The organism is Rubrivivax soli, assembly GCF_049810355.1.
In the GTDB taxonomy this organism is placed as follows: Bacteria; Pseudomonadota; Gammaproteobacteria; order Burkholderiales; family Burkholderiaceae_C; genus Rubrivivax.
Map to the genome: position 1 here is coordinate 3,401,128 of NZ_CP187368.1, position 24,354 is coordinate 3,425,481.

Consider the following 24,354-nt stretch of genomic DNA (forward strand, 5'->3'; position numbering starts at 1 on the left):
GCGTTGTTTGCTCGACTGATGCTGCTCAGCGCCCTACTCGCTTCGCATCTCCCCGCCCTGCTCTTGGATCGCCGTGCGTACGATCTCTCGCACGGCTTTCATGAAGTTGAGTGCCGGTGCGCTGTTGACGGTCCCAGGGACAGGGGCTGCTTGCTCATAGATGCCACGGATGTCGATGGCACGTCGTGTTGCAGATCCCTTGCCCTTGTGCTCAAGGCCTTGGCGCCAGTCGCTGAGATGCTCCTGGAGCAGACGCTCCATGGCGAGACTGTGCAACTCACGGAATACGGCTTGGCGGATCGGGGCGATGGCTTCCTGCGCCTCGGTATCGTCGTTGGGCGTGCGTGTCCACTTCACCGGATGGTCGAGGAAGTTGGAGACCTCTTCGGTGATCCGGCCTACGAAATCGGCGACGGGACGCAGAGAGTCGTACTCGACGTCGATCTCGTTGGCGATGCGTCGATTGAGAGCCTTCACCCGCGTCCAGTGCTCGGAGCCGACCTCGAAGCTGTGCGCGAACCCGAGCCTGAACGCCCACACTTTCTGGAAACTCTCCGCTGCTCGTTGCACCGCGAACCCCAGTCCTGCTGGGTCGTACGATGGCTTGGCGTCCGGAAGCGGCGGCGGCGCGACTGACTTCTCGAACTGGTCCAGGAGCAGGCCGAGCTGTCCGCGCACGCCTGGCGGCAGCTTCTCAGACGCCTCGTCGAGTGCCCCCAGCATGAAGCACTGACTGTCGATCGTTCGCTCCATGGCGGTAACGATCGGGCCGTTCAGGATCTCTCGCAGGCGCGCAAGGTAGTTGAAGACGGACGCCAGCACATGTGATCGCTTGGCTGCGAAGCCCGGCAGATTCAGCCCCTTGACCTGGTCAAAGTGGGTGAACGCGATGGCAAGCTTGCCGTAGTTGCCGCTGGCGGCTACTGCGCGAAGCACTGCTTGTGCCGCGGCCTGAATCGGCTGCTCGGCGTTGTCGACCAGGAGGATCGTGTCGACTTCAGCGAACTTTTCGGTCACGTGAGTGGTCACGCTGCTCGACGAGTCGGGCGTGTGCCCCAAGCCCTGCCCGTCGAGATAGACAACCTTGGCTTGCCTGTCCGTGAAGACGGGGTAGAGCGGTCCCTGCACGCGGATGCCGTCGACCAGCGGCGTGAGGAGTCGACCGAACGCCGGTGCGTAGTTGCTCGAGAACCAACGGACCTGTCGCAGGAACTCGTCCCGATCTGTACTCTCGTACGTCCACAGAACCGGCCAGGACGACGTCTTGCCGCGACGGGTCAGTTCTCCAACGTCGAGTCGCTCGAAGCGCAGCTGTACATCGTCCATGATGTCAAGGACGAGGTCACGGAAGGCATCGTCGTCGAGTAGTTCGCCCTGGAAGATCTCGAGTGCGGCCTGCAGGTCTTCGGCTTGAGCGGTCGAAGGGTCGGGCAGTAGCTCGTCCTTGATTGCTTTGGCCCGGTCGTTGGCGATGGTGCGAATGCGGCCGACGTAGCCGCGCAGCTTTGCTTGCAGCTTGATGGCGTCTTCCGCCGGAACTGCCTCCCGGTCGTCGGTGGCAAGGTTGGCTTGCTGGGGTGCTGCGCCGCCGAAGTCCCAGTCATCGTCGTCGACGGCGTCCTTGGTGTCGGTCCAGGCCCCGAGGACGTAGCTGAGTCGGAATCGCTGATCGGCGTGATGCAGAAGCTTGTCCGCGACTTTGTCGTCAGGCATGTCGTCCCAGACGGCCGTGCCGGCGGCGAGCACACAGTCTTCAACGTTGGCCCGGATCGCGTGCTCTGAAAAGAAGGTGACCGCCGCTTTGAACGATCCCTCAGTGGGAATGACCTCGATGTCGGAGACGGTCGTCTTTGCGGTGGACGTCGATGGAAACCGATCTCGATCAGGGTTCGAGCCGATGAGGTGGCGCAGGAGCGAGGTCTTGCCTGCCCCAGTGGTGCCCACGAAGAGAACCCGTGCGTAGCCTCCCTCGCGGGTCGGAAGAGGAATGAAGCTGTCTCGCAGTCCCTTCGGACTGGCAACCGCGGCCTGGAGACCGTCGAAGAAGGCGTCGACGATCCGGCGATCGAACGTCAGGAGAGCATCTTGGTAGCGGCTGGCGTTCCACCAGCTCTCGTCGGCAAGCAGCTGGTTCATCTGGGCGACCAGTTGGTCCGCTTCGGTCGGATCGGTGGTACCCAGGCCGCGCCGGACTTTCAGGCCAGGCTTGCCCTTGCTGTCGCTTCGGCACGGGTGTCGAAAGCTGATGCTGAAGCCTGGGCGATCCTTGGTGGGGGACTTGGAAGCGACGTAGGTCATGGAGCACTCCTGTTGTTCCGCGTTGTACCGTGTACCACGTTGTACCGGAATGTAGGGGTGGTGTTGGTCGTTGTCAAGCGATTTGGAACAACGCGGAACAACGTTTGCCATCGACATGTCGAGCTTTCGTGTCGATGAAGTCGCTTCCGTTCGACACGTTCTGGCATCATGTCGATTGCTCGAACAAGTCTCTAGAGATGAGTCGATCCCGGGCTCTCTGATCGACATATGGCATTCGACCCCTCCAAGCCCTACAACGAGCTCCCTCTGCTTCCGCCGGGAGCAGACGTCGAGTCGCGCGCCGTTCTCAAGGCCTGCATTGCCGCCCGCGCCGCCGTCGCTGAGCTGAAAGCCGCGGGCCAACTCATCCCGAACCAGGGGGTGCTGATCAACTCCATCCCTCTGCTGGAAGCCCAGGCCAGCAGCGAGATCGAGAACATCGTGACCACCACGGATCAGATGTTCCTCTTCGATGGAGTCAGCGAAGGCGAGGCAGACCCAGCAACCAAGGAGGCGCTGCGCTATCGGACTGCGCTGTGGGAGGGATACCAGGCGCTGAAGACGCGCCCCTTGTCGACGAACACGGCCGTGCAGATCTGCCGTGCGATCAAGGGTGTCGACATGGACATCCGAAGGACGCCCGGCACCACGCTCAGCAACGACAGAACCCGGCAAGTCATCTATACCCCGCCAGAGGGTGAAGGCCTGTTGCGCGAGAAGCTGGCGAACTGGGAGCAGTGGATGCACGGGACCCTGCCCGGCACCGCAGAGATCGACCCACTCGTGCGCATGGCAGCCGGCCACTACCAGTTCGAGGCGATCCATCCGTTCACTGACGGCAATGGCCGGACGGGACGGGTCATCAATCTGCTCTACCTCGTCGAGCAGGGCTTGCTCGACATCCCCGTGCTCTACCTGAGCCGCCACATCCTCAGGAACAAGGCCGACTACTACAGCGGCCTGCAGTCCGTCACCGAGACCGGGTCTTGGGAGCCTTGGCTCCTCTACATGCTGAGCGGCGTGACGGAGACGGCACGCTGGACCATGAACAAGATCCTGGCCGTCCGTGGTCTGCTCGAGGAAACCACTGAACGGATGCGGCGAGACGCCAGCCAGATCTACTCACGCGAGCTGGCAGAACTGGTGTTCGTGCGGCCGTACTGCCGGATCACGCACGTCGTGGAGGCGGGCCTGGCCAAGCGCCAGACCGCGAGCGTCTACCTGAAGCAACTCGCGACCATTGGCATCCTCCGCGAGCACAAGATCGGACGCGAGAAGATCTTCCTCAACCCCGCCTTCATTGAACTCCTGAAGCGGGACTGAGCGAACGGCGCGTCGACACTGCGCGGATGGATGAACCAAGCCCAAAGCCGTCTGCCCGCGCCGCACCCCAGCAGGTCACCCGCGAAGACCTCTATGAGCAGGTATGGCGCGAACCCATGCTCCGCGTAGCCGAGCGACACGGCGTCTCGTCTAGTTTCCTTGCCAGGATTTGCACGCTGATGAGCGTGCCGCGGCCGCCGCGTGGCTATTGGGCAAAGCTTGAGTTTGGGAAGGCAGAGCCGCAGCCTCCTTTGCCCGAAGCACGCCCGGACGACAAACTAGTCTGGAACCGCGGCCATGAACCGGACGTCGTTTCCCGTCCCCTTCCCAGGCCGCCGACAACTGTGCCGCGGTTTCGGAAGCCGCCCGTGAGCGAAACCCTAAAGCGGCACCCTCTCGTCACAGACGTCCGAGACCTCTTCCTCAAGGGAAGGACGAGCGACGCAGGCTTTCTGAAACCATCCAAGCGCCTGCTGCCTGATCTTGTCGTGTCGGAAAAAAACTTGGACACGGCGCTGGATGTTGCGAACCAGCTGTTCCAGCACCTGGAGTTGGCGGGGCACAGAGTCGTTCTTGCACCGACCGATCGCTACTACACGCGATGCGAAGTCGATGAGCGAGAAGTACCGCGCCAGGGCTACCACCACGCCAACCTCTGGTCTCCACAGCGACCAACGTTCGTGTATGTCGGCACCGTCGCCATAGGCCTGACCTTGTTCGAGACGACCGAGGAGATCGAGGTCCAGTACGTCAACGGCAAGTACATCCCCGTTGCAGACTTGCCGGTCGAAAAACGACGACGCTACTCCGCGATCCACTCGTGGACCACGAAACGGGACTATGCAACTGGACGCTTCTGTCTACAGGCTTTCAGTCCCTACGGCCTAGCCAGTTGGAAGAAGCAGTGGCGGGAGAGCGGGGACAAGAAACTGACGAACCAGTTCGCCAAGATCGTCACCGAGCTAACCGCCGCTGCCGGAGAGATCGCGCAGTTGGTTGAGGAGGGCGAACGTCAAGCCGAGATCCGACGTCGCCAGTGGGAGGAAGAGCGTCGACAGCGAGAGGAGAAGGAGGAGCGCGCCCGACGCGTTCGAGCGAGAGAGGAGGCGCGGAAGGAGTTGCTGCAGGCGATTGATGCCTGGGGCGAGGTACGGCGGATCCAGGCGTTTCTAAACGAGGCTAAGGCCACAGCCGAGAGTCTGAAGCCCGAGGAACGAGATCGCGCCCGGGCGAGGATCACGCTGGCGCGGGAGCTAATCGGCGAGCACGATGCTCTCGGTGCGTTGCTACTCTGGAGGAGCCCAGACGAGCGCCACCCTTAGGCATCAGCCAGGACGTGCTCGGCCTAGGCGACGCTGAGCAAGCCTGACCTCCGCATCAGGCAATGAGCCCGGCCGCCAGCAAGACGTCGAGGATCGGCTTGAGGTCATCGCCAAGCGCATATTCCTTTGACCACTTGGCAAGCAGCTCGGCGATGTTCCGCTGTTGAGAGCGCGCACTGCGAGCCTCAGAAAGCACGCGGTCATAGTCGATTCGAGGTGCGTAGAGCCTGTAGGCACCGTCTTGGTACAGGTGCCGTCGAATCGCAGTGGCTCTGCTCAGATGACCAGCTGTCGGCTCACCCGAAGTCCATCGGACATCTAGTGTCGGTCTGCGGAAGAAGCTCAACATTTTTTCCACAGCGGCCGACAGTTCGGGGAGCAAATCCTTGAGCAGGGATAGCGCTCCAGTAGGAGGTCGCCACATCGGCTCTTTCGCCCGGACCTTCTCTCTTGTGGCTGTTGCCCAGTCATCGACGATACCCCGATCCGCTTCGTCTACGCCGTAGGCGTTCAAAGCGATCAAGACCAAGCAATGCAAGCGGGTGTCGATGGTGCACCTGAGCTTATGCGCGACCTGTCCTGCCGTTAGGCCATGGTGTCGACCAATGCCGAGGCCATGCCGGAGCGAGAGCAAGCCATCCAAAAGATCCTCGCTGGGTGTCCACCCCGACTTCCAGGCCCTCAACGTGGTCCGGCAGTGCGCTAGATCCTCGTCAGGTGACGGGAGGTTCGCTCGCAGGGCAGACAAGTCAGGTCTTTCGAATCCTGGACTCCGGATGGCGCGGGCGGCGGCGGGCTCAGGGTCAGTGCGCCATGCCTCCCGCAGTTCCTTGACCTTCGCCTCGGATGCTGCGACAGCGGCCGCCCGAAGCTCCTCTTGTCGCGCAAGCAGACCGGGATGATGAAGCCAGCGCTTTCCAGTGAGGCCATCGACCACAAGCTTGGCCAAGTCCACGCGGCTGATGCGTCCATAGGCCTCGCTGAGGTCGACTTCTAGGGTGAGCAGGTTTGCCGTCCTCAGCCGACCGAGTCGTTCAGAGTCGAAGCCATGGGTAACGGTCACTTCAATGCAAAGCAGACCAACGCTGCCGCCTTCTTCGTCCATGGCGTCCGCGCAAACATCCGGGATGACCTTGCCGAGGCGATGTTCGAGGCGGGGGTTGCTCAGTGAGAGCGACTGCTGCCTGACCAGAACAGCCTTGGCAGATGCCTGAGTCTCTCCGCTTCCAGCAACTTCGTGGATCTCAAGAGCGGGTACTTCGACGTATCCAGAGGCCGCCAAGATTTCCTTCACGGTCAGGTGAAGCAGCGTCTCTCTGCGAAGCTCCGGTGGAACGGCTTCTAGGTCTTGGTCGGTGATGCCATCTGGCCAATCGAGCATCTCTCTTGCGAGCGCCCGGGCGTCTGAAGCCGCCTCCAGATCGAGGACCTGATCTTCCCAATGGCAGTGCCAGCCAAAGGGCTCGGGCAGGAGCTTCAGGCGCGACCTCAGTTCTTCAGGGGAAAGACCTGCCAGGCGGGGGTCGTCGATGTCTATATAGATCGTGGCCCGCTCGTCGGAGTCCCCTGCGCTTGACCGCTCTGCTGTGAAGTTCGTCCCGGTTAGCCGGACCACCACCTGTTGGCCGCCATCCAAGGTCAAGACGGCGCTGGTTCGGTCCCGAAACTGGAAACCTGAAAGCCGTCGCCGTTGAGCCTGGATTGCAGCCTTCCCCTCGTACTGAGAACCACTCAACCCTTCCCAGGTTGCTGATCGGGTACGTGAGGGCAAGTCGATCATGCCGTCCTCTGTCAACAGGCGCAGCGCGGCGGCCCTCGCAGCGAGTACTAGGCACGAGTCCTTGACGACACCTGAGCGATGCTTGAAGTGCGGCTTCTGGAAGTACGTGCCCTCCGCCTTGCCGGCGTTCACAGCCATCAACGGGTGGCCGCAGCTTCGGCACTCGCATCTGCACCTGATTCCGTTTCGATCAGGCCCCAGTTCCATGATGTAGACGGGCTCGCCCGTCTCAATGTCGTGTGCCCACGTCATGACGAGGCTGTCCAGGGCCTCTTGGGCGTCCTGCGCCGAGCGCGGTGGTGATCCAAGGACAGTGTTGGATTGAGGACCCATGTCCCAAAGGTTAGCGCCACCATGGCTCACCCAGTGAGCCACGGGAGTCAACTGCTAGGATGACTGCCAGTGCGCAACAACTTTGGCGGGCCCATAGTCCAGTCGCAACAACTCATGTTCACCGTCGGCCTACGCTATGGCGCGGGCGTGGCTAAGTTGTTGTCTGGCGGTCCGCGCCAGAGCAACTAATCTGGCGTCCTACGTCTGCTTGCAGCAGGCGGAAGAGTCCAGCAGGAAGAGACGACTGGCCGCCAGCGGCCACGCCTGCACCCTCAGTCTTGCCAGTTGCAGTGATGGACCGCGTTGCGCCTGTCGGCGACCTTCGCCTGCATCGCCAGTTCGCTGGCGCGTTCCATCAACTGCTGCACCGATACCCGTCCCACGTTGCCGGCGGACGCAACGCCAACGGTCACGGACACGACGGGCGCGACCTTCGAGCCCTGGTGCTGGATGCCCAGCCCGAGCACCGCCTCGCGCATCCGCTCGGCCACACCTCTCGCCGCGTCCAGGCTTGTCTCCGGCAGAACAACCACCAGTTCCTCACCCCCCTTGCGGAAGACGAAGTCCGATTGCCGAGCTGCCTGGGAGATCGTGTCAGCGACCTTCCGCAGGACATCGTCGCCCTGGCTGTCTCCGTGCAGATGGTTGTAGTCGCCGAAGTGGTCGATGTCCAGAAACGCCACGCTGCATTGCTTCCAGCCCCCGGTCTCCCCGCCGACCTCGATGGGAAGAACCTGGTTGAGCGCGTGGCGGTTGCGCAGGCCGGTCAGAGCGTCGGTCTCCACCAGCCTCGTCAGCTCTCGGTTTCGGTCCTGCAGGATGCTCAACGCCGCGGCCAGCTCACGCCGCCTGCCGATGACGGACCCCACATCCTCGTCGAAGCAGAGCACCTTGTCGCGCCCGCTGGTCTTGGCCGCGAACATCGCCGCATCGACCGACCGCAAGACGTTGTCCACCGGTCCGCGCTCGGGAAGCGCCGCGAGGCCCGCCGACAATGTGACATGGATGTGCGCGCCCGCCGGCATGCCGTCAAGATGCATCGGGCGTCGGACGGCGTCCATGCAGTCCTGGAGCAGCGCGGTCGCGCGCTCGGTGTCCATCGGAAGGAACACCAGGAACTCATCCCCACCCCAACGCGACAACAGTGCGCTGGCGGCGCGGAAGGAGGAAGCGATGCGGCGCGCGGCTTCCTGGAGCACGTGGTCGCCCATGCCGTGGCCCCAGGCGTCGTTGACTTGCTTGAAGTTGTCGAGGTCGATCAACGCCACGACGCCGCGGATCCCTGCCTGTCGCGCGGCTCCCAGTGCATCGACGAAACCGTCCCGGCGCAGGAAGCCGGTGAGGGGGTCTGACGACTGTTCGGACAGCACAGGGCCGCGCGCTGTCCAGAGCTGCAGGGTCCTTCTGAGCTTCGCTTGGAATCCAGAGTGCGGAAGTGCGTGCTTCAAACCCATGCGCATGCGGCCATTGTGATCCGCCGGTGACGCCTTCGAATGCGCGCGTGGCAGAACGGCGCCGCCGAATCCGTGCATTCATGGCCTCCCGAATCCCCGAGACGTCGCCGCCCGCCCCCTCACCCCTGCCACACCCCATACCCCTCCTCCCGCAGCGCAATCGCCAGTTCCACCTCCATCTCGCGCGCGGCCTCGTAGGGCATGGGGTTGTAGACCGCGTACAGCGCCGGCAGCAGGCGCAGGCCGTGGTCGAAGACGTAGCGGTTGGCCTGGATGCCGGCCTTGTGCTTGTCGAAGCGCAGGTCGGGGTCGAGGCCGGTCATGCCGACGTAGACGCAGGGCTTGCCGAGCACGTGGTCGGGGTTGGCGCGGCGGAAGCGCGGTGCGTTCCAGACGCGGTCGTCGAGTTCCACCACGTACACGTGGTAGCGGTGCTTGGGCAGGCGCGCAGGCATGGCGCCGCATCATGCCCGCGGCGGGCGCGGTGCGCTGTCGAACAGACGCTGCAGGGGTGGCCGCCTAGGGCCTGTTAACACTAATTGCGCCGAAGCCGCATTGTCTTGACACTGCGGCCATGGAGATCACCGCAGCGCAGTTTGCCCAGATCGAACACTGCTTGCCCCGCCAGCGAGGCAACGTCAGCCTGTCGAATCTGCAAGTGCTTAACGCAATCCTTTACGTGGCCGAGCACGGCTGCAAGTGGCGCGGTCTGCCCAAGCGGTTTGGCAATTGGCACACGATCTACACGCGCATGAGCCGCTGGGCCAAGTCCGGCGTGCTCGACAAGGCGTTTGAGCAGTTGCAGCGTGCGCAGGTCGTGCAGATCAAGATCGAGTCCGTCTGCCTGGACAGCACCAGCGTGAAGGTGCACCCGGACGGCACTGGTGCTCGAAAAAAAACGGTCCGCAGGCTATCGGCAAGTCCCGCGGTGGCTGGAACACCAAGATCCACCTCCTCGCTGCGGACGCACGCACGGCCATAACGTTCTCGCTGTCGCCAGGCCAGGCGCACGATGCACCCGAGGGACGAGAGCTGTTGAAGCGGCTGGGGCCGCCCAATCGTCCTCTTCACCTGATCATGGACCGCGCCTACGAGGGCAACGAGACTCGGCAGCTTGCGCTCGATCTGGGCTTCGTCCCCGTCGTGCCCCCACTCAGCACGCGCATCGAGCCATGGGAATACGACCGGGCGATGTACAAGCGTCGCAACGAGGTAGAGCGCCTGTTCCGCAGGCTCAAGGGCTACCGCCGCATCTTCTCCCGCTTCGAGAAGCTCGACGTCATGTTCATCGCCTTCATCAGCTTCGCGCTGATCGCTGACGGCCTGCGGTTGTGTTAACAGGCCCTAGTCTGGCTCTCCACCCACTGCTTGGAGATCGGCATGAACTACGAAGAACGCGACGCCTACGGCATGTACAAGGTGCACCCGACGGTGGGCACCGGGCCGGACGGGCGGCACGGCCCGGGGCCGCATCTGATGGGTGCCGACACGCTGATCGGCAACGACGTCGTCAACAAGGGCGGCGACGACCTGGGCGACATCAAGGAACTGATGCTCGACATGCGCAGCGGCCGCGTCAGCTACGCCGTGCTGTCGTTCGGCGGCTTCATGGGCGTGGGCGAGAAGCTGTTCGCCGTGCCCTGGCAGGCGCTGAAGCTCGACACGGTCAACAAGTGCTTCACGCTCGACGTGACGCGCGAGCGCCTGGAAAGCGCACCCGGCTTCGACAAGGACCATTGGCCCGACATGGCCGACGCCACCTGGGAGAAGGGCATCCACGACTGGTACGGCACCGAAGTGCCGCGGCCGACGACGCTGCCGATGTGAGCGGCACCTACCGCCTCGGCGTCCGCACGCGGCGGTAGCGGGCCATCAGCGGCGTCACCGAGACGCCGTGCACGACGATGGACGTCACCACGACGGCCATCGTCAGCCCCACCAGCGTGTCGACGTGGGCCGCCGGCAGGCCGTGGTTCAGCGCGTAGCACAGGTAGTACAGCGAGCCGATGCCGCGGATGCCGAACCAGCCGATCAGCCGCCGCTGCAGCGGCGTCGTGCGCGCCCGGCCCAGGCCGATGGCCACCGACAGCGGCCGCACCAGCAGCAGCATCAGCGGCACGAACCACCAGGCGGCAGGCGTCCACGGCACGGCCCACAGCAGCAGGCCGATCACCACCACGCCGGCCATCTCGCCGATGCGGTCGAGCTGCTCGTTGAAGTCCATCACCGCCTGCGCCACGTCGGCGGGGGGTGCCTCGGCGCCGGGGGCGGGCGCTGCCAGCGGCAGCCGCGGCGGGCTCGCCTGCTGCGCCGTGTGGCGCAAGGCCAGGCCGGCCGCGAACACCGCCAGGAAGCCGTAGCCGTGCGCCAGCACGGCGATGCCGTAGGCCAGGCCGATGAGGCCCAGCGACAGGAAGTTCTCGCTGCCCAGCGCCTCCTGGTGGCGGCGGCGCAGGTACAGCACCAGCCGGCCGAGGCCGGTGCCGAGCGCGGCGCCGACGGCCAGCCCCGCCGCGGTGGCCCACAGCACGTCCACCGCCAGCCAGCGCCAGCCGCCCGCGCCGATCTCGTGCGCGCCCAGCAGGCCCAGGCCCAGCATCACCACCGGGAAGGCCGTGCCGTCGTTGAGCCCGCCTTCGCCCGTCAGCGCAAAGCGCAGCTGGTCGCGGTCGGCGGGGTCGTCGACCTGCACGTCGGTGGCCAGCACCGGGTCGGTGGGTGCGAGGATGCCGCCCAGCAGCACCGCCGCGCCCAGCGGCAGGCCCAGCCACGCCACGCCGGCCAGCGTGATCAGCGCCACCGTGGCCAGCATCGACAGCAGCGCCAGCCGCAGCGGCGCCAGCCAGCGCTTGTCGCGCAGGCCCACGCTCATCTTCAGGCCCGAGGTGAACAGCGACAGCAGCACGATGACCTCGGTCAGGTGCTCCAGCAGCACGGCCTGCTGCACCAGCTCGGGCGCGGCCAGCGCCAGCCCCAGCGGGCCCACGGCCAGGCCGGCCAGCAGGTACAGCATCGAGGTGCTCACGGGCAGCCGCGCCAGCAGCGAGCCGCCCAGCGCCATCAGCACGAGCAGCGCACCGCCGATCGCGAGCCAGAGTGCAAAGTCCATCGGCCAGCATACGCGTGCCGGCACGGTGCCGGCTGCGCGCCACCGGGGCCCGCACCGCTCGGTGCGCCAGCGCACCGAAGCCGGCCGGGAATGCGCCTACGGTGGCGCCATGGTGCCTGCCGTCGCGGCGCATCCTGCGGCCGCGACGACGGCGGGCCCGTTGCGAGACCGCCGCCATGCATCCCATCCTGTCGTCCTTGTGCCTGAGCCTGCCGCTGCTGCTGGGCGCGGTGCCCGCAGTGCACGCCCAGATCTCGCTGGGCATCGGCATCGACCTGCCCGGGGTCAGCATCGGCATCCAGCTGCCGGTGTTCCCGGAGCTGCAGCGCGTGCCCGGGTACCCGGTGTATTACGCGCCGCAGGTGCAGGGCAACTACTTCTTCTACGACGGCCTGTACTGGGTCTACGACAACGACGACTGGTACGCCAGCGACTGGTACAACGGCCCGTGGCACCGCGCCGCGCGCGACGTGGTGCCGCTGTTCGTGCTGCGCGTGCCGGTGCGCTACTACCGCCAGCCGCCGCCGTACTTCGGCGGCTGGCGACGCGACGCACCGCCGCGCTGGGACGACCACTGGGGCCGCGAATGGCAGCAGCGCCGCCCGGGCTGGGACCGCTGGGACCGCCGCGCCGTGCCGCCGCCGGCGCCGCTGCCGGTGTACCAGCGCAAGTACCCGCAGAGCCGCTACCCGCAGGACCTGGACCGCCAGCGCAGCATCCGCGACGACAACGATCCGCGGCCGCGCCGCGAGCCGGTGATGCGGCGCGATGCGCCGCCGCGTGGCGACGAGCGCGGCACGGACGCGCCGAGGGGCAGCCCGCGCGACGGCGCACGGGACGACAACGCCGTCCCGCGGCGCGACGCACAGCGGCCCGACGACAGGCGCCAGGACAACCGCAGCAACGGCAACCGTGGCAACGACCACCGCGGCAACGACCACCGCGGCAACGACAACAAGCACAACGACGACCGGCGCGAACGCTGACCGCAGCCAGCTCCGGATGCCGTGGGCCGGCTCAGTGCCGGCGGCGCCACCACAGCAGGCCCAGGCCCAGGCACACCGCCAGGTTCAGCAGCGGCACCAGTGCCAGCGCGGCCAGCGGCAGCGTCTTGGCGCGGCCCAGCCCCAGCGCCGTGCCCACGCGCCACACGCCCCAGGCCGCTGCGGCGCACACCAGGCCCAGCAGCACGCGGAACGCCGCCGTGCCGAGCGTGGGCGCCAGCAGCAGCAGCAGCGGCGTGCCCAGCACGCCGGCGGCCAGGCCCAGCGGGCCGGCGCCGCTGCGGGTCTTGCGACGGCGGGTCGACCGGCCGCTGCTGCCGTGGCGGCTGTCCCTGCCGTCGCGGTGGTTCCGGTCACTGCGGCTTTGGGGCCCGGTCTGCGCACGGTCCGGCCGGTCGCGCGTGCGCTTCCGAGCTGCCGGCACGGGGGCCGTGCCGACAGGGGGCGCGTCGGGGGCCGCGGCGGCCGATGCGGTGGCGGGTGCGGCAGGCGTGGCTGCCGCCGGCGCAGCAGCGGCCCCGTCGACGAGCGCCTCGCGCCGCCGCCGCCACGCGGCCAGCGCCGACAGCAGCTGCCCCGGTGGTGCCAGCAGCGCGGCCAGCGCCACCACGCGGGCCTGCTCGGCGGGCTCGGAGGCCGGCACCTTGGCGCGCGTGCTGCCGCGCTGCAGCGCCACCGTCAGCAGCGCCTTGCCGGCCACCGGGTCGGCCGGCATGCCGATGCCGCGCAGGTGCATCACGCCCAGGTTGTAGGTGGCCTCGGCGTGGCCCTGGTCGGCGGCCAGGCCGAACCACTTCAGGGCCAGCGTGTCGTCGCGCGCCGTGCCGGCGCCGGCCGACAGGCTCACGCCCAGGTTGAACTGCGCCTGCGGCAGCCCTTGTTCGGCGGCCTGCGTCCACCAGCGCACGGCCTGGGTGTCGTCGCGCGCGACGCCGTCGCCGGCCTTGTAGTGCCGGCCCAGCGCCAGGCAGGCCTCGCGGTCGCCCTGGCGGGCGCGCTGCTCCAGGGCCTGCACCGCGGGGCTCGCGGGGGGTGCCGCCGCACCGCTGGCCGCGGCGGCCTCGTCGGCCAGCGGCACCAGCGACAGGCCCGACAGCGAATCGGCCTGCGCCACCGTGCTGCGCACCACGGGCACCAGCTGCCCGGGCTGGCGCAGCCGCTGCAGCAGCGTGTCGGCTTCGGCGAGGCGGTCGGGGCGGAGCTGCCGGCGCAAGGGGGCGGCGTCGTCGTCGCAGCCCGCCAGCGTCAGCAGCGCCAGACCCAGGGCAGGGTGGCGCGGCACGGTCTCGCCGTTGATCGCCATCACCGCCAGGTTGCGCAGGGCCGCGCCGTTGCCGCGGCCCGACAGCTCCAGGAAGCCCTGCCAGGCCTGCGGCAGGTCGCCGCAGGTGTACGCCGCCATCGCGTGCACGCACTGCGCGCCGGGGCGGTCGCCGAACACGCGGCCGTCGGCCAGGTACAGCTCGGCGGCCTGCTCATCGGCCATGTTCAGGCCCAGCGCCATCGCGCGTGCCGCGATCACGGCATGCACGCGGTCGAAGTCGGGGTGGTGGTGCGACAGCGCCAGCACCCACACGGCGCCCGCGCCGCCTGCGTCGGGCGGGCCTTCGGCGAAGACGCTGTCGTCCGCGTCGCCGTCGGTGTCGTCGCCCGGAAACTGCGCGCGCAGCTGCCGCGCCAGCGCGTGCAGGCGGGCGCCGGGCGCGTCGGGGCTGGCCAGCAGGCCCTGCAGCTGTGTCCACACTTGCGCAGCGTCCGCCGGCAGCGGCTGGCCCGCGGGTTGTTCCCAGAGTTGGACGGTGTAGCTCAACAGGCGCTCTCGGTGGCGGGCAAGCGTGCAAGCCTACCCAAGCACGGGCCTGGTGCCGGCCGTCCGCGGGCCCGTTGCAGTGCGATTGCGCACACTTGCGCGCGGCGCCAGGGGGGCTTCAGGTGCCGCGGATGAACGCGATCACGCGCGCCAGCGCGCCGGGGTCGTCATCGAAGCCGCCGTGCGTGGTGCTGGCGACCTCGGGGCCGGGCGAGACGATGGCGGTGGTGTTGGGCAGGCCGCGCCGCGCCTGGTAGGCGTCGAAGTGCTGCTGCATGCCCAAGATGGGCACGCCGCTGCCGCCTTCGAAGCTCTCGCTCACCAGGTGCAGCAGCGAGCGGCGGTAGGGCCCGCAGGTGGGGTCGTCTTCCTCGGCGCGGGCGCTCAGGTGCAGCGTCTGGAAGCGCTGCACGACGCCGCGCTCGATCTGCGGCGCCACCAGGCGGTCGAAGGTGTCCACGCGCACGGCCGGCGCCATCAGGCTGAGCGACGCGAGCGGCATGCCGTCGGCCACCAGCCGGTCGATCATGAAGCTGGCGACGATGCTGCCGGCCGAGTGGCCCACGAGGTGCAGCCGCACCTGGCGGTTGCCGACCTTGTGCTTGAAGTGCCGGTACAGCAGCACCGCGCCGGCCTGCGCGTCGTCGGCCACGCCTTCGTGGTAGGCGCTCATCGCGTCGGCGTTCTGCTTCATCTCGCCCCACAGCTGCGTGCCCGGGCGCGCGAGCAGGCGCTCCAGGCGCCGGTTCCACCAGCGCTCCAGCGTCTGGCCGAAGCCGCCGGCCGTGCGTGGCACGCCACGCACGGCGTCGTCGATGCGGCCGGCGATGGTGGTCCACAGGTCGGTCTCCCACATCAGGAAGACGGGGAAGATGCGCGCGTCGTACAGCGCCGGGATCCAGCGCGCGGCGATGCGCGCAGCGGCGCGTTCGCCCACCAGCCCGCCGTGGGCGTAGATGCACACGTCGACGGGCTGGTCCTGCAGCCCCCAGCGTTCACGGGCCAGCGCCAGCTGCACGTCGGCGATGGCGCGCACGTCATCGGGCTGGGTGCGGAACTCTCCGGCATTGCTGAGCGCGCCGTTGTTGCCCAGGTTCACGATGAAGGGCGAGATCTCGCGGTCGCGCAGCACCTCGTTGGCGGCCAGCTGCACGCGGCCGTCGCCGCCCTGGCGCAGCGTCATCGCGCCGGCGATGGCGCGGTGCTCGTGCGTGACCACGCCCAGCTGCGCCACCCAGCAGTCCATCGCGTTGGCCAGCCAGTCGTCGTACGGCAGGATCGCGTAGCCGTGGCTGCCCCACTCGGGCCCCCAGGAGTTCTGCACCAGGAAGCCGGTCTCGTTGTAGCCCACCAGCGCGTAGGCGTGGCCGGGGTGCTCGGCCTGGCCGCCGCGGCGCGGGATGACCCACACGTTCTTGAAGCTCGTGGGGCGGCGCGCCAGGCGGGGTGCATCGAAGCCTTCGTCCCAGCCGGCGTGGCAGCCCGAGGTGACGTAGAGGATGCCGACCTCGTTCAGCGCCGCGTGCATGTCGACGATGCTCTTGGGCTCGACGCGGTAGTAGGCGCCCAGCGGCCGCTGCACGGCGTCGAACCACCAGTCGTCCTCGAGCTTGTCGCTGGCCGGCGGCATCGAGATGCCGTCGAACAGCTGCAGCCGGCAGGCGCCGTGCTTGAACCAGCCCTTGAGCGCACCGCGTGCGCTGGAGCCGTCGTCCTTCACAGCGCCCGGAAACTCGTCGTAGCGCCGCGCCATCGAGTACAGCATGAAGGGCGAGATCCGCGCCCTCGGCTCGCGGCCCGAGCGGCGCAGCAGGAACTCGACCACCAGCGACAGCGCGAAGCCGGTGCAGGCGTTGGTCTCGCCCTGGTGCTTGACCGGCAGCACGATCTTGGGAAAGTGCGTCGGCGCGGGCGTGACCGAGACGTTGGGGCGGAACGGGCGGTCGCGGAAGTCCAGCGCGTCGGGACGCGCCACGCGCTGGATGCGGCTGGCAGCGGTGGCGGCGGCCGGTGTCTTCTTCGGCGGCTTGGTCGGTGCCTTGGTGAATGCCTTCGTGGCGGTCTTGCGGGTGGCCATGGCGTGTCTCCCCGCCGCCCGAGACGCAGGCGGCCGGCGCCGATGCTCGGGGAGGTCCGTCGATACGGTCAAGCCCCGGCGTCAACCGCCGTGCGGACCGGCGTGCTGCGCCGCAGCGGGCGCGCGATTGCTGCGCGCCGGGCACTCGGCTATCGTCGCCGCCCTTCAACGGAGGCTTCGCCATGTTCCGCTTCACCCGCATCCACGGCGCCCTCGCGCTGGCCCTGCTGCTGCCCGTGGCCGCCGCGGCGCAGCCGGCCCAGCCCGGCCAGCCGGCCGGCATGGCCGACGCACCCGAGCGGCTGGTCTGGGACCTGCGCCCGCTGTTCGCCAGCGACGCCGCCTGGGACGCCGAGCGCCAGGCGCTGCTGGCCGAGCTGCCGAAGCTGGCCGCGCTGCGCGGCACGCTGGGCAGCAACGCCGCCGCGCTGCGCACGGCGCTGGACACGCTGTCGGCGCTGCAGCTGCGCGGCGAGCGGGTGTGGGTCTACGCCTCCACGCAGTACAGCACCGACAGCCGCGCCGCGCGCAACCAGGAGCGCATGGGCCTGATGCAGGCGCTGTGGGGCCAGTGGGGCGCGGCGCGGGCCTGGGTCGACCCCGAGATCCAGGCCGTGGGCAGCGACAAGGTGGAGGCCTTCATCCGCAGCGAACCGGGCCTGGCCCGCCACGCGGTGAACCTGCGCCAGGTGCTGCGCGCGGCCCGCCACACGCTGGGCGCCGAGGCCGAGGGCGCGCTGGCCGCGCTGGGCCCGGTGCTGCGCGCCGCCGGCGAGACACGCTCGCTGCTGGTCAACGCCGACATCGTGTGGCCCAGCCTCACGGTGGAAGGCCAGACGGTGCGCGTCTCCGACACCGGCTACGAACGCCTGCGCCAGCACCCCGACCGCGCCGTGCGCCAGCAGGCCTTTGCGGCCTTCTTCGGCGCGCTGCGGCAGTACGAGAACACCTTCGGCAGCACGCTGGCCACGCGCGTGCGCGCCGGCGTCGTCGAAGCGAAGCTGCGCCAGTACCCCACGGCGGTGGCCGCCACGCTGGCCGACGACGAGGTGCCCGAGGCCGTGCTGCGCATGCTGGTGGCGCAGGCCAATGCCGGCCTGCCGGTGCTGCACCGCTACTTCCGGCTGCGCCAGCGCATGCTGGGCCTGCCCGACCTGGCCTACCACGACATCTACCCGGCGCTGGTGCGCTCGGAGCGGCGCTACCCGCCCGACGTGGCGGCGCAGCTGACGCTGGACGCGACGCGGCCGCTCGGCGCCGACTACCAGCGCCTGCTGCAGCGCGCGCTGTCGGTGCGCTCGATGCACGTGCGGCCTGCCGACGGCAAGCAGGGCGGCGCGTACCAGACCGGCGTCTACGGCCTCGTGCCCTTCGTGTTCCTGAACCACCAGGACGACTACACCAGCCTGTCGACCTACGCGCACGAGTGGGGCCACGGCATCCACACGATGCTGGCGCAGGCGGCGCAGCCCTACGAGACCGCGCGCTACCCGCTGTTCACGGCCGAGATCGCGTCGACCGCCAACGAGGTGCTGCTGTCCGAGCACCTGCTGGCGCAGGCGCGGGGCCGCGACGAGCGGCTGTTCGTGCTGGGCGAGTCGCTGGAGCGGCTGCGTGCCACCTTCTTCCGCCAGACCATGTTCGCCGAGTTCGAGCTGCAGGCGCACGACGCGATGGAGCGCGGCGAGGCGCTCAGCGGCAAGAAGTTCACCGCGCTGTACTGCGACCTGCTGCGCAAGTACCACGGCGCCGACGCGGGCGTGATGCAGATCGACCCGGTGGTGTGCCAGGAGTGGGCCTACATCCCGCACTTCTACCGGCCGTTCTACGTGTACCAGTACGCCACCTCGGTGACGGCCGCCACCCACTTCGCCGAGCAGGTGCTGCGCGGCGGCGAGAAGGAACGCGAGACCTACCTGAACGTCCTGCGCGCCGGCGGCTCGGCGCCGCCGCACGTGCTGCTGCAGGCGGCCGGCGTCGACCTGGCCACGCCCGCGCCCTACCAGGCGCTGCTGCGGCGCATGGACGGCATCATCGACCAGATGGAGCGGCTGCTCGACCAGAAGTAGCCGCCGCCGCCGGGTCTGGCAGCGCACGCAGCCGGGCGGCGATCGCCGCTGCCAGCGCCAGGCCGGCCAGCGAGCACGCGCCGGTGGCCAGCCAGGTCCACTGCCAGCCGCCGGCCCGGCTGGCCACCCAGGCCACCAGCGGCGGGCCTGCGAACTGGCCCACCGACGACCACTGCTGCACCCAGCCCACGGTGGTCGACACCGTGCCTTCGCCCGGCGCCAGCCGCAGCGCCAGCGCGAACAGCGTGCCCGGGATCAGGCCGCCCACGCTCGAGAACAGCAGCACCGCGGCGTAGCGCAGCGCCGGCGGCCAGGTGCTGGCCGCGAAGGTCACGGCAGCGGCGACGCCCATCGTCGCGAAACCCACGGCCAGCAGCCGCGGCGCGGCCACGCCGCGCTGCAGCAGCCGGCCCGACGCCACGTTGCCGGCGATGTTGGCGGCCGCGGCCAGGGCCGTCAGCACGGCGGTGGCGGCTTCCGGCACGCCGGCCTGCGCGTAGACCACCGGCAGGAAGCCCACGACCGCCAGCCACTGGCCCGAGTACATGGCGAAGCACACCGCCACCAGCCACGGCCCGGGCGCGGCCAGCGTGGTGGTCAGCCGGCCCCGCCACGGGGCGGGCGCGGTCCGGCCCGGTGCGTCGGCCGGCACGGCGCGCCGCAGCCACAGCGCCATCGCCGCGCTCACCGCCGCCAGCGCCCACCACCAGGCGCGCCAGCCGACCGCGGCGATGGCCAGCGGCCCGGTCAGCAGCGCCAGCGCGGTGGCCAGCGGCATGTACGCGCCCCACAGACCCAGCACCGCGGCCACGCGCTGCGGCGGCACCAGCGCCCGCACCAGCCCCGGCGCGGGCAGCACCACCAGCAGGAAGCCGAAGCCTTCCACCACCCGCAGCGCCATCAGCGCCGCCACGCCGGTGGCGAAGCCGCCCAGCGCGCTGGCCAGCACCAGCACGGCCAGCCCCAGCAGCATGCTGCGGCGCGGGCCCAGGCCGTCGGCCACGACGCCGAAGCCCACGCCGAGCGCCATGCCCGCGGCCTGCACCAGCGACAGCAGGAAGCCCGCCTGCACCAGCGTCAGGCCCAGCGCCTGCTGGAGCGCGGGGATGGCCGGCGGCAGCTTGCCCACGTGCAGCGCGGCGCAGACGCCGGCCAGGATGACGATGTGGGCAGGGTGCAGGCGCGGCATGAGGCTGCCATTCTCGCCGCGCGAGAATGCAGCGATGAGTTCCGAGTTCAGCACCGAGTTCGACACCAGCACCTGGCCGCGGCGTGACGCGTTCACGTTCTTCCGCGGCTTCGACAAGCCGTACTTCAACGTCTGCACGCGCGTGGACGTGGCGCCGCTGCGCGCCGCGCTGGCCGGCCGCGCCGGCACGCCCGCCGGGCGTGTGATGCTGGCCTGCTACTTCGTGGCGCTGCGGCTGGCGAACGCGCAGCAGCCCTTCCGGCTGCGGCTGCAGGGCGGGCGCGTGTGGGAGCACGCGGTCGTGCACGGCGCCACCACCGTGCTGCGCGACGACGAGAGCTTCGGCTTCGCCTACCTCGACCACGACGACGACTACGACCGCTTCGCCGTGCAGGCAGCCGCGGCCGTCGACGCGGTGCGCGCGCCCGGCACGCGCTTCGAGCCGCGCCCGGACGACCAGGGCCTGCTGCACTTCACGACGCTGCCCTGGGTGCACTTCACCAGCTTCTCGCACGCGCGCAACTGGGGCCGCGAGGACGCCGTGCCCAAGCTCGCCTTCGGCCGCATCGACCGCGACGGCGCGCGGGAGTGGCTGCCGCTGTCGGTGGAGGTGCACCACGCGCTGATGGACGGGCTGCACCTGGGCCGCTACATCGAGGGCTTCGAGGCCGCGCTGCGCAGCCCCGGCGACTGGCTGCCGCAGCGCGCCTGAGACGGCGTCAGGGGCGGGGCGCGCGGCCACAATCGCGCCCATGCACCCCAAAGGCCACGACACCGACACCACGCTCGCCACGCTGCCCAACGGCGTGCGCGTGCTGAGCATCCACGTGCCGCACGTCGACAGCGCCAGCGTCGCGGTCTTCGTCAAGAGCGGCAGCGCGCACGAGAGCCGGGCGCTGAACGGGGTCAGCCACGTCATCGAGCACATGCTCTTCAAGGGCACGGCCACGCGCGACGCGCGCCGCATCAACCTGGATGCGGAACGCCTGGGCGCCGAGGTCAACGCGCACACCGACAAGGACCACACCGCGTTCTACATGCACGGGCTGGCCGAGCACGCGGTGTCCTTCGTCGGCATGCTGGGCGACATCGTGCGCCACGCCAGTTTTCCGGCGCACGAGCTCGAACGCGAGCGCCAGGTGCTGCTGCACGAGTGCACCGAGGACGAGGACGACCCGCTGTCCACCGCGTTCAAGCTCTTCGACAAGGCCTGCTTCGGCACCCACCCGGTGGCGCAGAGCGTGATCGGCACGCGGCGCAACATCGAGCGCTTCACGCGCGACGACCTCGTGGGCCACGTGCAGCGCCAGTACAGCGGCGCCAACATCGTGGTCGGCGCGGCCGGGCGTGTCGACGCCGAGGCCGTGGTGCGCGCTGCCGAAGCGGCCTTCGGCGACATGGCCGCAGGCAGCCCGCACACGCTGCCGCCGGTGCCGTACCTGGGCGACATCGCCAGCAAGCGCGAGGCCGGCAGCAGCCAGGTGCACCTGGTGCTGGGCGGCGCGATCCCGTCGCTGGCGCACGACGACCCGGCCGCGCTGGTGGCGGCCGCGGTGCTGGGCGAGGGCATGAGCTCGCCGCTGCTCGACCGCGTGCGCGAACAGCGCGGCCTGGCCTACTACACCGCGTGTTCGGCCGACCTGCTGGAGTGCTGCGGTCAGTTCGTGGTCGAGGCCTCGACCGCGCCGGAGCAGCTCGACGAGCTGCTGCGCGAGGTGCTGCAGCTGCTGGCCGAGCAGGCCGCCAGCGTCGACCCGCAGGACCTGGACCGCGCACGCCACCAGCTCGCGGTGCGGCGGCTGCGGGCCCACGAGCGGCCGTACCGGCGCCTGGAGGACGCCGTGCTGGAGCTGTACGCGCGTGGCGCGATCCGCTCGCGCGCCGACTGGCTGGCGTCGGTGCAGGCGGTCAGTGCCGAGCGCGTGCGCCAGACCTTCGCGGCGCTGCTGGCCGCCGGCGTGTCGGTGGCAGTAGCCGGCGCCGTGCCGCGCGCGGCCAGCGAGCGCGTGCGTGCGGTGATGGCGTCGCTGGGCCTGCGGGCGGGCTGAGGCGCGCGCGTCTCGGCCTGCTGGCGCGGCTGTCCTTCAGCGTGCGTTCGGGCCGGCGTTCGGCGGGCGCGGCTTGCCGCCGCCACCTCCGGCACCACCACCACCGCCGCCGCCACCGCCGCGGCCACCGCGCGGGCCGCCGCCCGGTCGGCCCTGGCGCGGCGGCCGGCCGTCGCTGCGTTCACCGCGCTCGCCGCGCGGGCCGCGGTCCGGGCGCGGGCCGCGGTCGTCGTGGGGGCGCGGCGGCTCGGGCGGGCGTTCGGCGCGCTCGGCGCGCGCCTGCACCAGCACCGCCTCGAGGTCGGTGTCGGTGATGCGCTTGAGCGCGCAGAAGTTGGCGCGGGTCAGCGTGCTGGTCTCGAAGGCGCGCAGCATGGCCGCGCGTTCGCGGCGGGCTTCGTGCTCGGCCGCATGCTGCGCGCGCGCCTGCTGCTCGGCCTGGCGGCGCGCGGCGTTCTCGGCGGCGCGGCGCACCTCGTGCAGGCCGCGGCGGCGCGCCAGTTCCTGGGTGGCGGCCTCGCGGTGCTCGGCGGCCAGGTCGCCGGCCGGCTGGCCGTCGAGGTCGTAGCGCGACGGCGACTTGCTCATCGCCACCAGGTAGGGCGTGCTCGTGGTCAGCCGGTGCAGGTAGATCGACAGCGACTTCTTCGTGAAGTTGCCCGGTGCGCGCTGCTGGATGTCGGCCTGGATGCGCAGCTTCAGCGGCTTGGCCTGGCCAGGCGTGAACAGCGCCGGGAACAGCGTGGCCAGCCGTGTGGCCACCTGGGCCGGCGACAGCTCGGGCACCTCGGGCCGCGCGGCGGCGGATGCCTCGGTGGCGGCCACGGTTGCAGCGTCCGGTGCAGCGTCCGGTGGTGCGTCAGCGGCCCCATCGGCCGCGGCAGCCCCCTCGGCCACCGCCGCGGGGGCGTCCGCCGGAGCGACCGGGGTGTCCGGGGCAGCGGGGTCGGCGCTGGCGTGCGCGGCCGCCGGATCGGCCGGCAGGGACTCGTCTTGGGGTTCGTTCGGCATGGGCGGGCAGCACGTGTGCGGACGCGGATTGTCGCCGCACCCGCGCCCGCACGCCCAGCGCCGTGTTCAGCGTGCCGGCGTCGCCACGTTGCGCAGCGCCTGCACCACCTGCGCGGCCTGCGGCTGCGTGCGTTCGGCCCAGGCATCGAACTGCGCCTTGGCCTGCGCGCCGTAGCGGCGGTAGACCCAGCGCCCGCCGAAGAACAGCAGCGCCAGCAGCAGCAGCGACTTGGCGCCGCGCGCCAGCGCCACCACCACCGCGATGCCCATGCCCAGCGCCACCCACTGGAACCACCAGTGCCCGGGCGAGGTCATCAGGTTGATCAGCGCGCACAGGCCGACGACGAAGAGCGCCTTGAACGGCATCACCACGGCCTGCGTGATGTTCTTGATGGGGCGGAAGACGAGGTCGAGGGGGTTCATCGCGGTGCTCCTGGTGCCGTGCACGGTGACGGCATGGCATGCACGATAGGACGCGGCACGCGCCGGCGCAGCGGCCTTGCGACGAACGGCAGCGCTGCGGCGCGAATCGACAGCCGCGCGGGGCGGGCCGCTTCAGTGGCCGCCGAGCAGGCGGTCCGCGCCCGGGGCCGGCACGCCGAACAGCTGCCGCACCGCGCTGCGCACGGCGTCGAAGCCGGTGCGGCTGGCGCTGTGGTGCGTGCCGCCGTCGACCAGCAGGAAGCGCTTGGGCGCCGCGGCGCGCTCGTACAGCGCCCGGCCCAGCGACGCGGGCACCAGGCGGTCTTCGCTGCCGTGCACCACCAGCAACGGCATCTGCAGCTGCCCGATGCGCGCCCCGGCGTCGAAACGCTGGCTGATCAGCGGCCCCACCGGCAGCCAGCCGTACTTGAAGGTGCCGACCAGTTCGGGGATCGACGTGAACGCGCCTTCCAGCACCAGCCCGGCCGGGGCCTGCGCCGGCGGCAGCTCGGCGGCCAGGCGCACGGCGATGGTGCTGCCCAGCGAGTGGCCGTACAGGTAGCTGCTCGCCTGCGGCTGGCGCGCGCGCAGCCACTGCCAGGCGGCGAGCGCGTCTTCGTGGGCGCTGTCTTCCGAGGGCAGCGCGTCGGTGCTCTGGCCGAAACCGCGGTAGTCGATGCCGAGCACGCTGAAGCCCAGGTCGTGCATGCGCCGCATGCGGCTGGCGCTGCTGCGCACGTCCCAGCGCGCGCCGTGCAGGTACAGCAGCGTCGGTGCGGCAGCGTCGTCCTGCGGCAGCCACAGCCCGTGCAGCCGCACCGGGCCGCGCGCGCCGGGCGGGGTGTGCTCGATCCACACCTCGTCCATGCCCTCGGCCGCGGCGCCGCCACCCCAGGACTGCTTGCTCGGCTGGAAGATCCAGCGCCGCTGCTGTTCGTCGAGCACGGCGCAGCCCGACACCAGCAGCACGGCCAGCAGCGGCAGCACCAGCAGCAGCCGGCGCCAGCGGGAGGAGAGCAGTCGTTGCAGCATCGGACCGCGATGATCGCAGCAAGGGAAAACCCATGGGCTGTGCCGGCCGAAGCCGGGGCGGCCGGGCCGGGC

At 69.8% G+C, this 24,354-nt stretch carries 19 protein-coding genes and 1 pseudogene; 9 read left to right on the forward strand and 11 right to left on the reverse strand.

Translation table 11 applies throughout. The features are described from left to right. Window positions 1-33: 33 nt before the first annotated feature. Window positions 34-2,298 (reverse strand): hypothetical protein, encoded by a 2,265-nt coding sequence (locus ACPOLB_RS15505; RefSeq protein ID WP_425256905.1) that lies wholly within the window; start codon window positions 2,296-2,298, stop codon window positions 34-36. Between the two features lie 228 nt (window positions 2,299-2,526). On the opposite strand from ACPOLB_RS15505, the gene fic reads away from it, so the two are divergent. Then, window positions 2,527-3,621 carry a protein adenylyltransferase Fic gene (fic, locus tag ACPOLB_RS15510; protein WP_425256906.1) on the forward strand — a complete coding sequence of 365 codons (1,095 nt, stop codon included), beginning with the start codon at window positions 2,527-2,529 and terminating at the stop codon, window positions 3,619-3,621. Window positions 3,622-3,989: 368 nt separating this feature from the next. Further along, window positions 3,990-4,943 carry a hypothetical protein gene (locus ACPOLB_RS15515; protein ID WP_425256907.1) on the forward strand — a complete coding sequence of 318 codons (954 nt, stop codon included), beginning with the start codon at window positions 3,990-3,992 and terminating at the stop codon, window positions 4,941-4,943. 55 nt (window positions 4,944-4,998) lie between these two features. Here ACPOLB_RS15515 and ACPOLB_RS15520 read toward each other — a convergent pair whose 3' ends face one another. The 3 genes from ACPOLB_RS15520 to ACPOLB_RS15530 form a co-directional block, all read right to left on the reverse strand. Next, on the reverse strand, window positions 4,999-6,975 hold the full coding sequence (locus tag ACPOLB_RS15520) for a hypothetical protein (protein ID WP_425256908.1): 1,977 nt from the start codon (window positions 6,973-6,975) through the stop codon (window positions 4,999-5,001). Window positions 6,976-7,328: 353 nt separating this feature from the next. Further along, a complete protein-coding gene (locus tag ACPOLB_RS15525) occupies window positions 7,329-8,588 on the reverse strand; it encodes a diguanylate cyclase domain-containing protein (RefSeq protein WP_425256909.1) in 1,260 nt (419 codons plus the stop codon). A gap of 41 nt (window positions 8,589-8,629) precedes the next feature. Further along, on the reverse strand, window positions 8,630-8,965 hold the full coding sequence (locus ACPOLB_RS15530; protein ID WP_425256910.1) for a hypothetical protein: 336 nt from the start codon (window positions 8,963-8,965) through the stop codon (window positions 8,630-8,632). 119 nt (window positions 8,966-9,084) lie between these two features. Here ACPOLB_RS15530 and ACPOLB_RS15535 point away from each other — a divergent pair. The 3 genes and pseudogenes from ACPOLB_RS15535 to ACPOLB_RS15545 all read left to right on the forward strand — a co-directional run. Next, a pseudogene (locus ACPOLB_RS15535) lies at window positions 9,085-9,240 on the forward strand (transposase); the annotation flags it as partial. A 110-nt stretch (window positions 9,241-9,350) separates the two neighbouring features. Next, window positions 9,351-9,848, forward strand: coding sequence for an IS5 family transposase (locus ACPOLB_RS15540; RefSeq protein ID WP_425261868.1), 498 nt, complete (start codon window positions 9,351-9,353; stop codon window positions 9,846-9,848). 42 nt (window positions 9,849-9,890) lie between these two features. Beyond that, a complete protein-coding gene (locus tag ACPOLB_RS15545) occupies window positions 9,891-10,337 on the forward strand; it encodes a PRC-barrel domain-containing protein (RefSeq protein ID WP_425256911.1) in 447 nt (148 codons plus the stop codon). Between the two features lie 7 nt (window positions 10,338-10,344). Here ACPOLB_RS15545 and ACPOLB_RS15550 read toward each other — a convergent pair whose 3' ends face one another. Next, window positions 10,345-11,619 (reverse strand): cation:proton antiporter, encoded by a 1,275-nt coding sequence (locus ACPOLB_RS15550; RefSeq protein ID WP_425256912.1) that lies wholly within the window; start codon window positions 11,617-11,619, stop codon window positions 10,345-10,347. A gap of 176 nt (window positions 11,620-11,795) precedes the next feature. On the opposite strand from ACPOLB_RS15550, the gene ACPOLB_RS15555 reads away from it, so the two are divergent. Continuing rightward, window positions 11,796-12,605, forward strand: coding sequence for a hypothetical protein (locus tag ACPOLB_RS15555; RefSeq protein ID WP_425256913.1), 810 nt, complete (start codon window positions 11,796-11,798; stop codon window positions 12,603-12,605). A gap of 31 nt (window positions 12,606-12,636) precedes the next feature. Here the strand turns inward: ACPOLB_RS15555 and ACPOLB_RS15560 are convergent, their stop codons facing one another. Further along, the gene (locus ACPOLB_RS15560) at window positions 12,637-14,433 is read right to left on the reverse strand and encodes a tetratricopeptide repeat protein (protein WP_425256914.1); all 1,797 of its coding nucleotides are present in this window, start codon (window positions 14,431-14,433) and stop codon (window positions 12,637-12,639) included. Between the two features lie 118 nt (window positions 14,434-14,551). Then, window positions 14,552-16,510: a C1 family peptidase gene (locus ACPOLB_RS15565; RefSeq protein WP_425256915.1), complete on the reverse strand. Its 1,959-nt coding sequence runs from the start codon at window positions 16,508-16,510 to the stop codon at window positions 14,552-14,554. A gap of 182 nt (window positions 16,511-16,692) precedes the next feature. Here ACPOLB_RS15565 and ACPOLB_RS15570 point away from each other — a divergent pair, with 182 nt between their 5' ends. Further along, window positions 16,693-18,579 (forward strand): M3 family oligoendopeptidase, encoded by a 1,887-nt coding sequence (locus ACPOLB_RS15570; RefSeq protein WP_425256916.1) that lies wholly within the window; start codon window positions 16,693-16,695, stop codon window positions 18,577-18,579. On the opposite strand, the gene ACPOLB_RS15575 is transcribed toward ACPOLB_RS15570, so the two are convergent. Next, window positions 18,542-19,768, reverse strand: coding sequence for a CynX/NimT family MFS transporter (locus ACPOLB_RS15575; RefSeq protein ID WP_425256917.1), 1,227 nt, complete (start codon window positions 19,766-19,768; stop codon window positions 18,542-18,544). The genes ACPOLB_RS15570 and ACPOLB_RS15575 overlap by 38 nt on opposite strands. A 34-nt stretch (window positions 19,769-19,802) precedes the next feature. Here ACPOLB_RS15575 and ACPOLB_RS15580 point away from each other — a divergent pair, with 34 nt between their 5' ends. Together ACPOLB_RS15580 and ACPOLB_RS15585 are read left to right on the forward strand one after the other, a co-directional pair. Continuing rightward, complete coding sequence (locus ACPOLB_RS15580) at window positions 19,803-20,480, forward strand: CatA-like O-acetyltransferase (RefSeq protein WP_425256918.1); 678 nt, start codon at window positions 19,803-19,805, stop codon at window positions 20,478-20,480. A gap of 40 nt (window positions 20,481-20,520) precedes the next feature. Next, window positions 20,521-21,816 (forward strand): M16 family metallopeptidase, encoded by a 1,296-nt coding sequence (locus ACPOLB_RS15585; RefSeq protein WP_425256919.1) that lies wholly within the window; start codon window positions 20,521-20,523, stop codon window positions 21,814-21,816. A 36-nt stretch (window positions 21,817-21,852) separates the two neighbouring features. Here the strand turns inward: ACPOLB_RS15585 and ACPOLB_RS15590 are convergent, their stop codons facing one another. The 3 genes from ACPOLB_RS15590 to ACPOLB_RS15600 all read right to left on the reverse strand — a co-directional run bounded on the left by ACPOLB_RS15590 (window position 21,853) and on the right by ACPOLB_RS15600 (window position 24,282). Further along, a complete protein-coding gene (locus ACPOLB_RS15590) occupies window positions 21,853-22,827 on the reverse strand; it encodes a ProQ/FINO family protein (protein ID WP_425256920.1) in 975 nt (324 codons plus the stop codon). A 66-nt stretch (window positions 22,828-22,893) separates the two neighbouring features. Then, complete coding sequence (locus ACPOLB_RS15595; protein WP_425256921.1) at window positions 22,894-23,250, reverse strand: 2TM domain-containing protein; 357 nt, start codon at window positions 23,248-23,250, stop codon at window positions 22,894-22,896. A 132-nt stretch (window positions 23,251-23,382) separates the two neighbouring features. Further along, window positions 23,383-24,282, reverse strand: a complete 900-nt coding sequence (locus tag ACPOLB_RS15600; protein ID WP_425256922.1) for an alpha/beta hydrolase — start codon at window positions 24,280-24,282, stop codon at window positions 23,383-23,385. Between the last annotated feature and the right edge of the window lie 72 nt (window positions 24,283-24,354).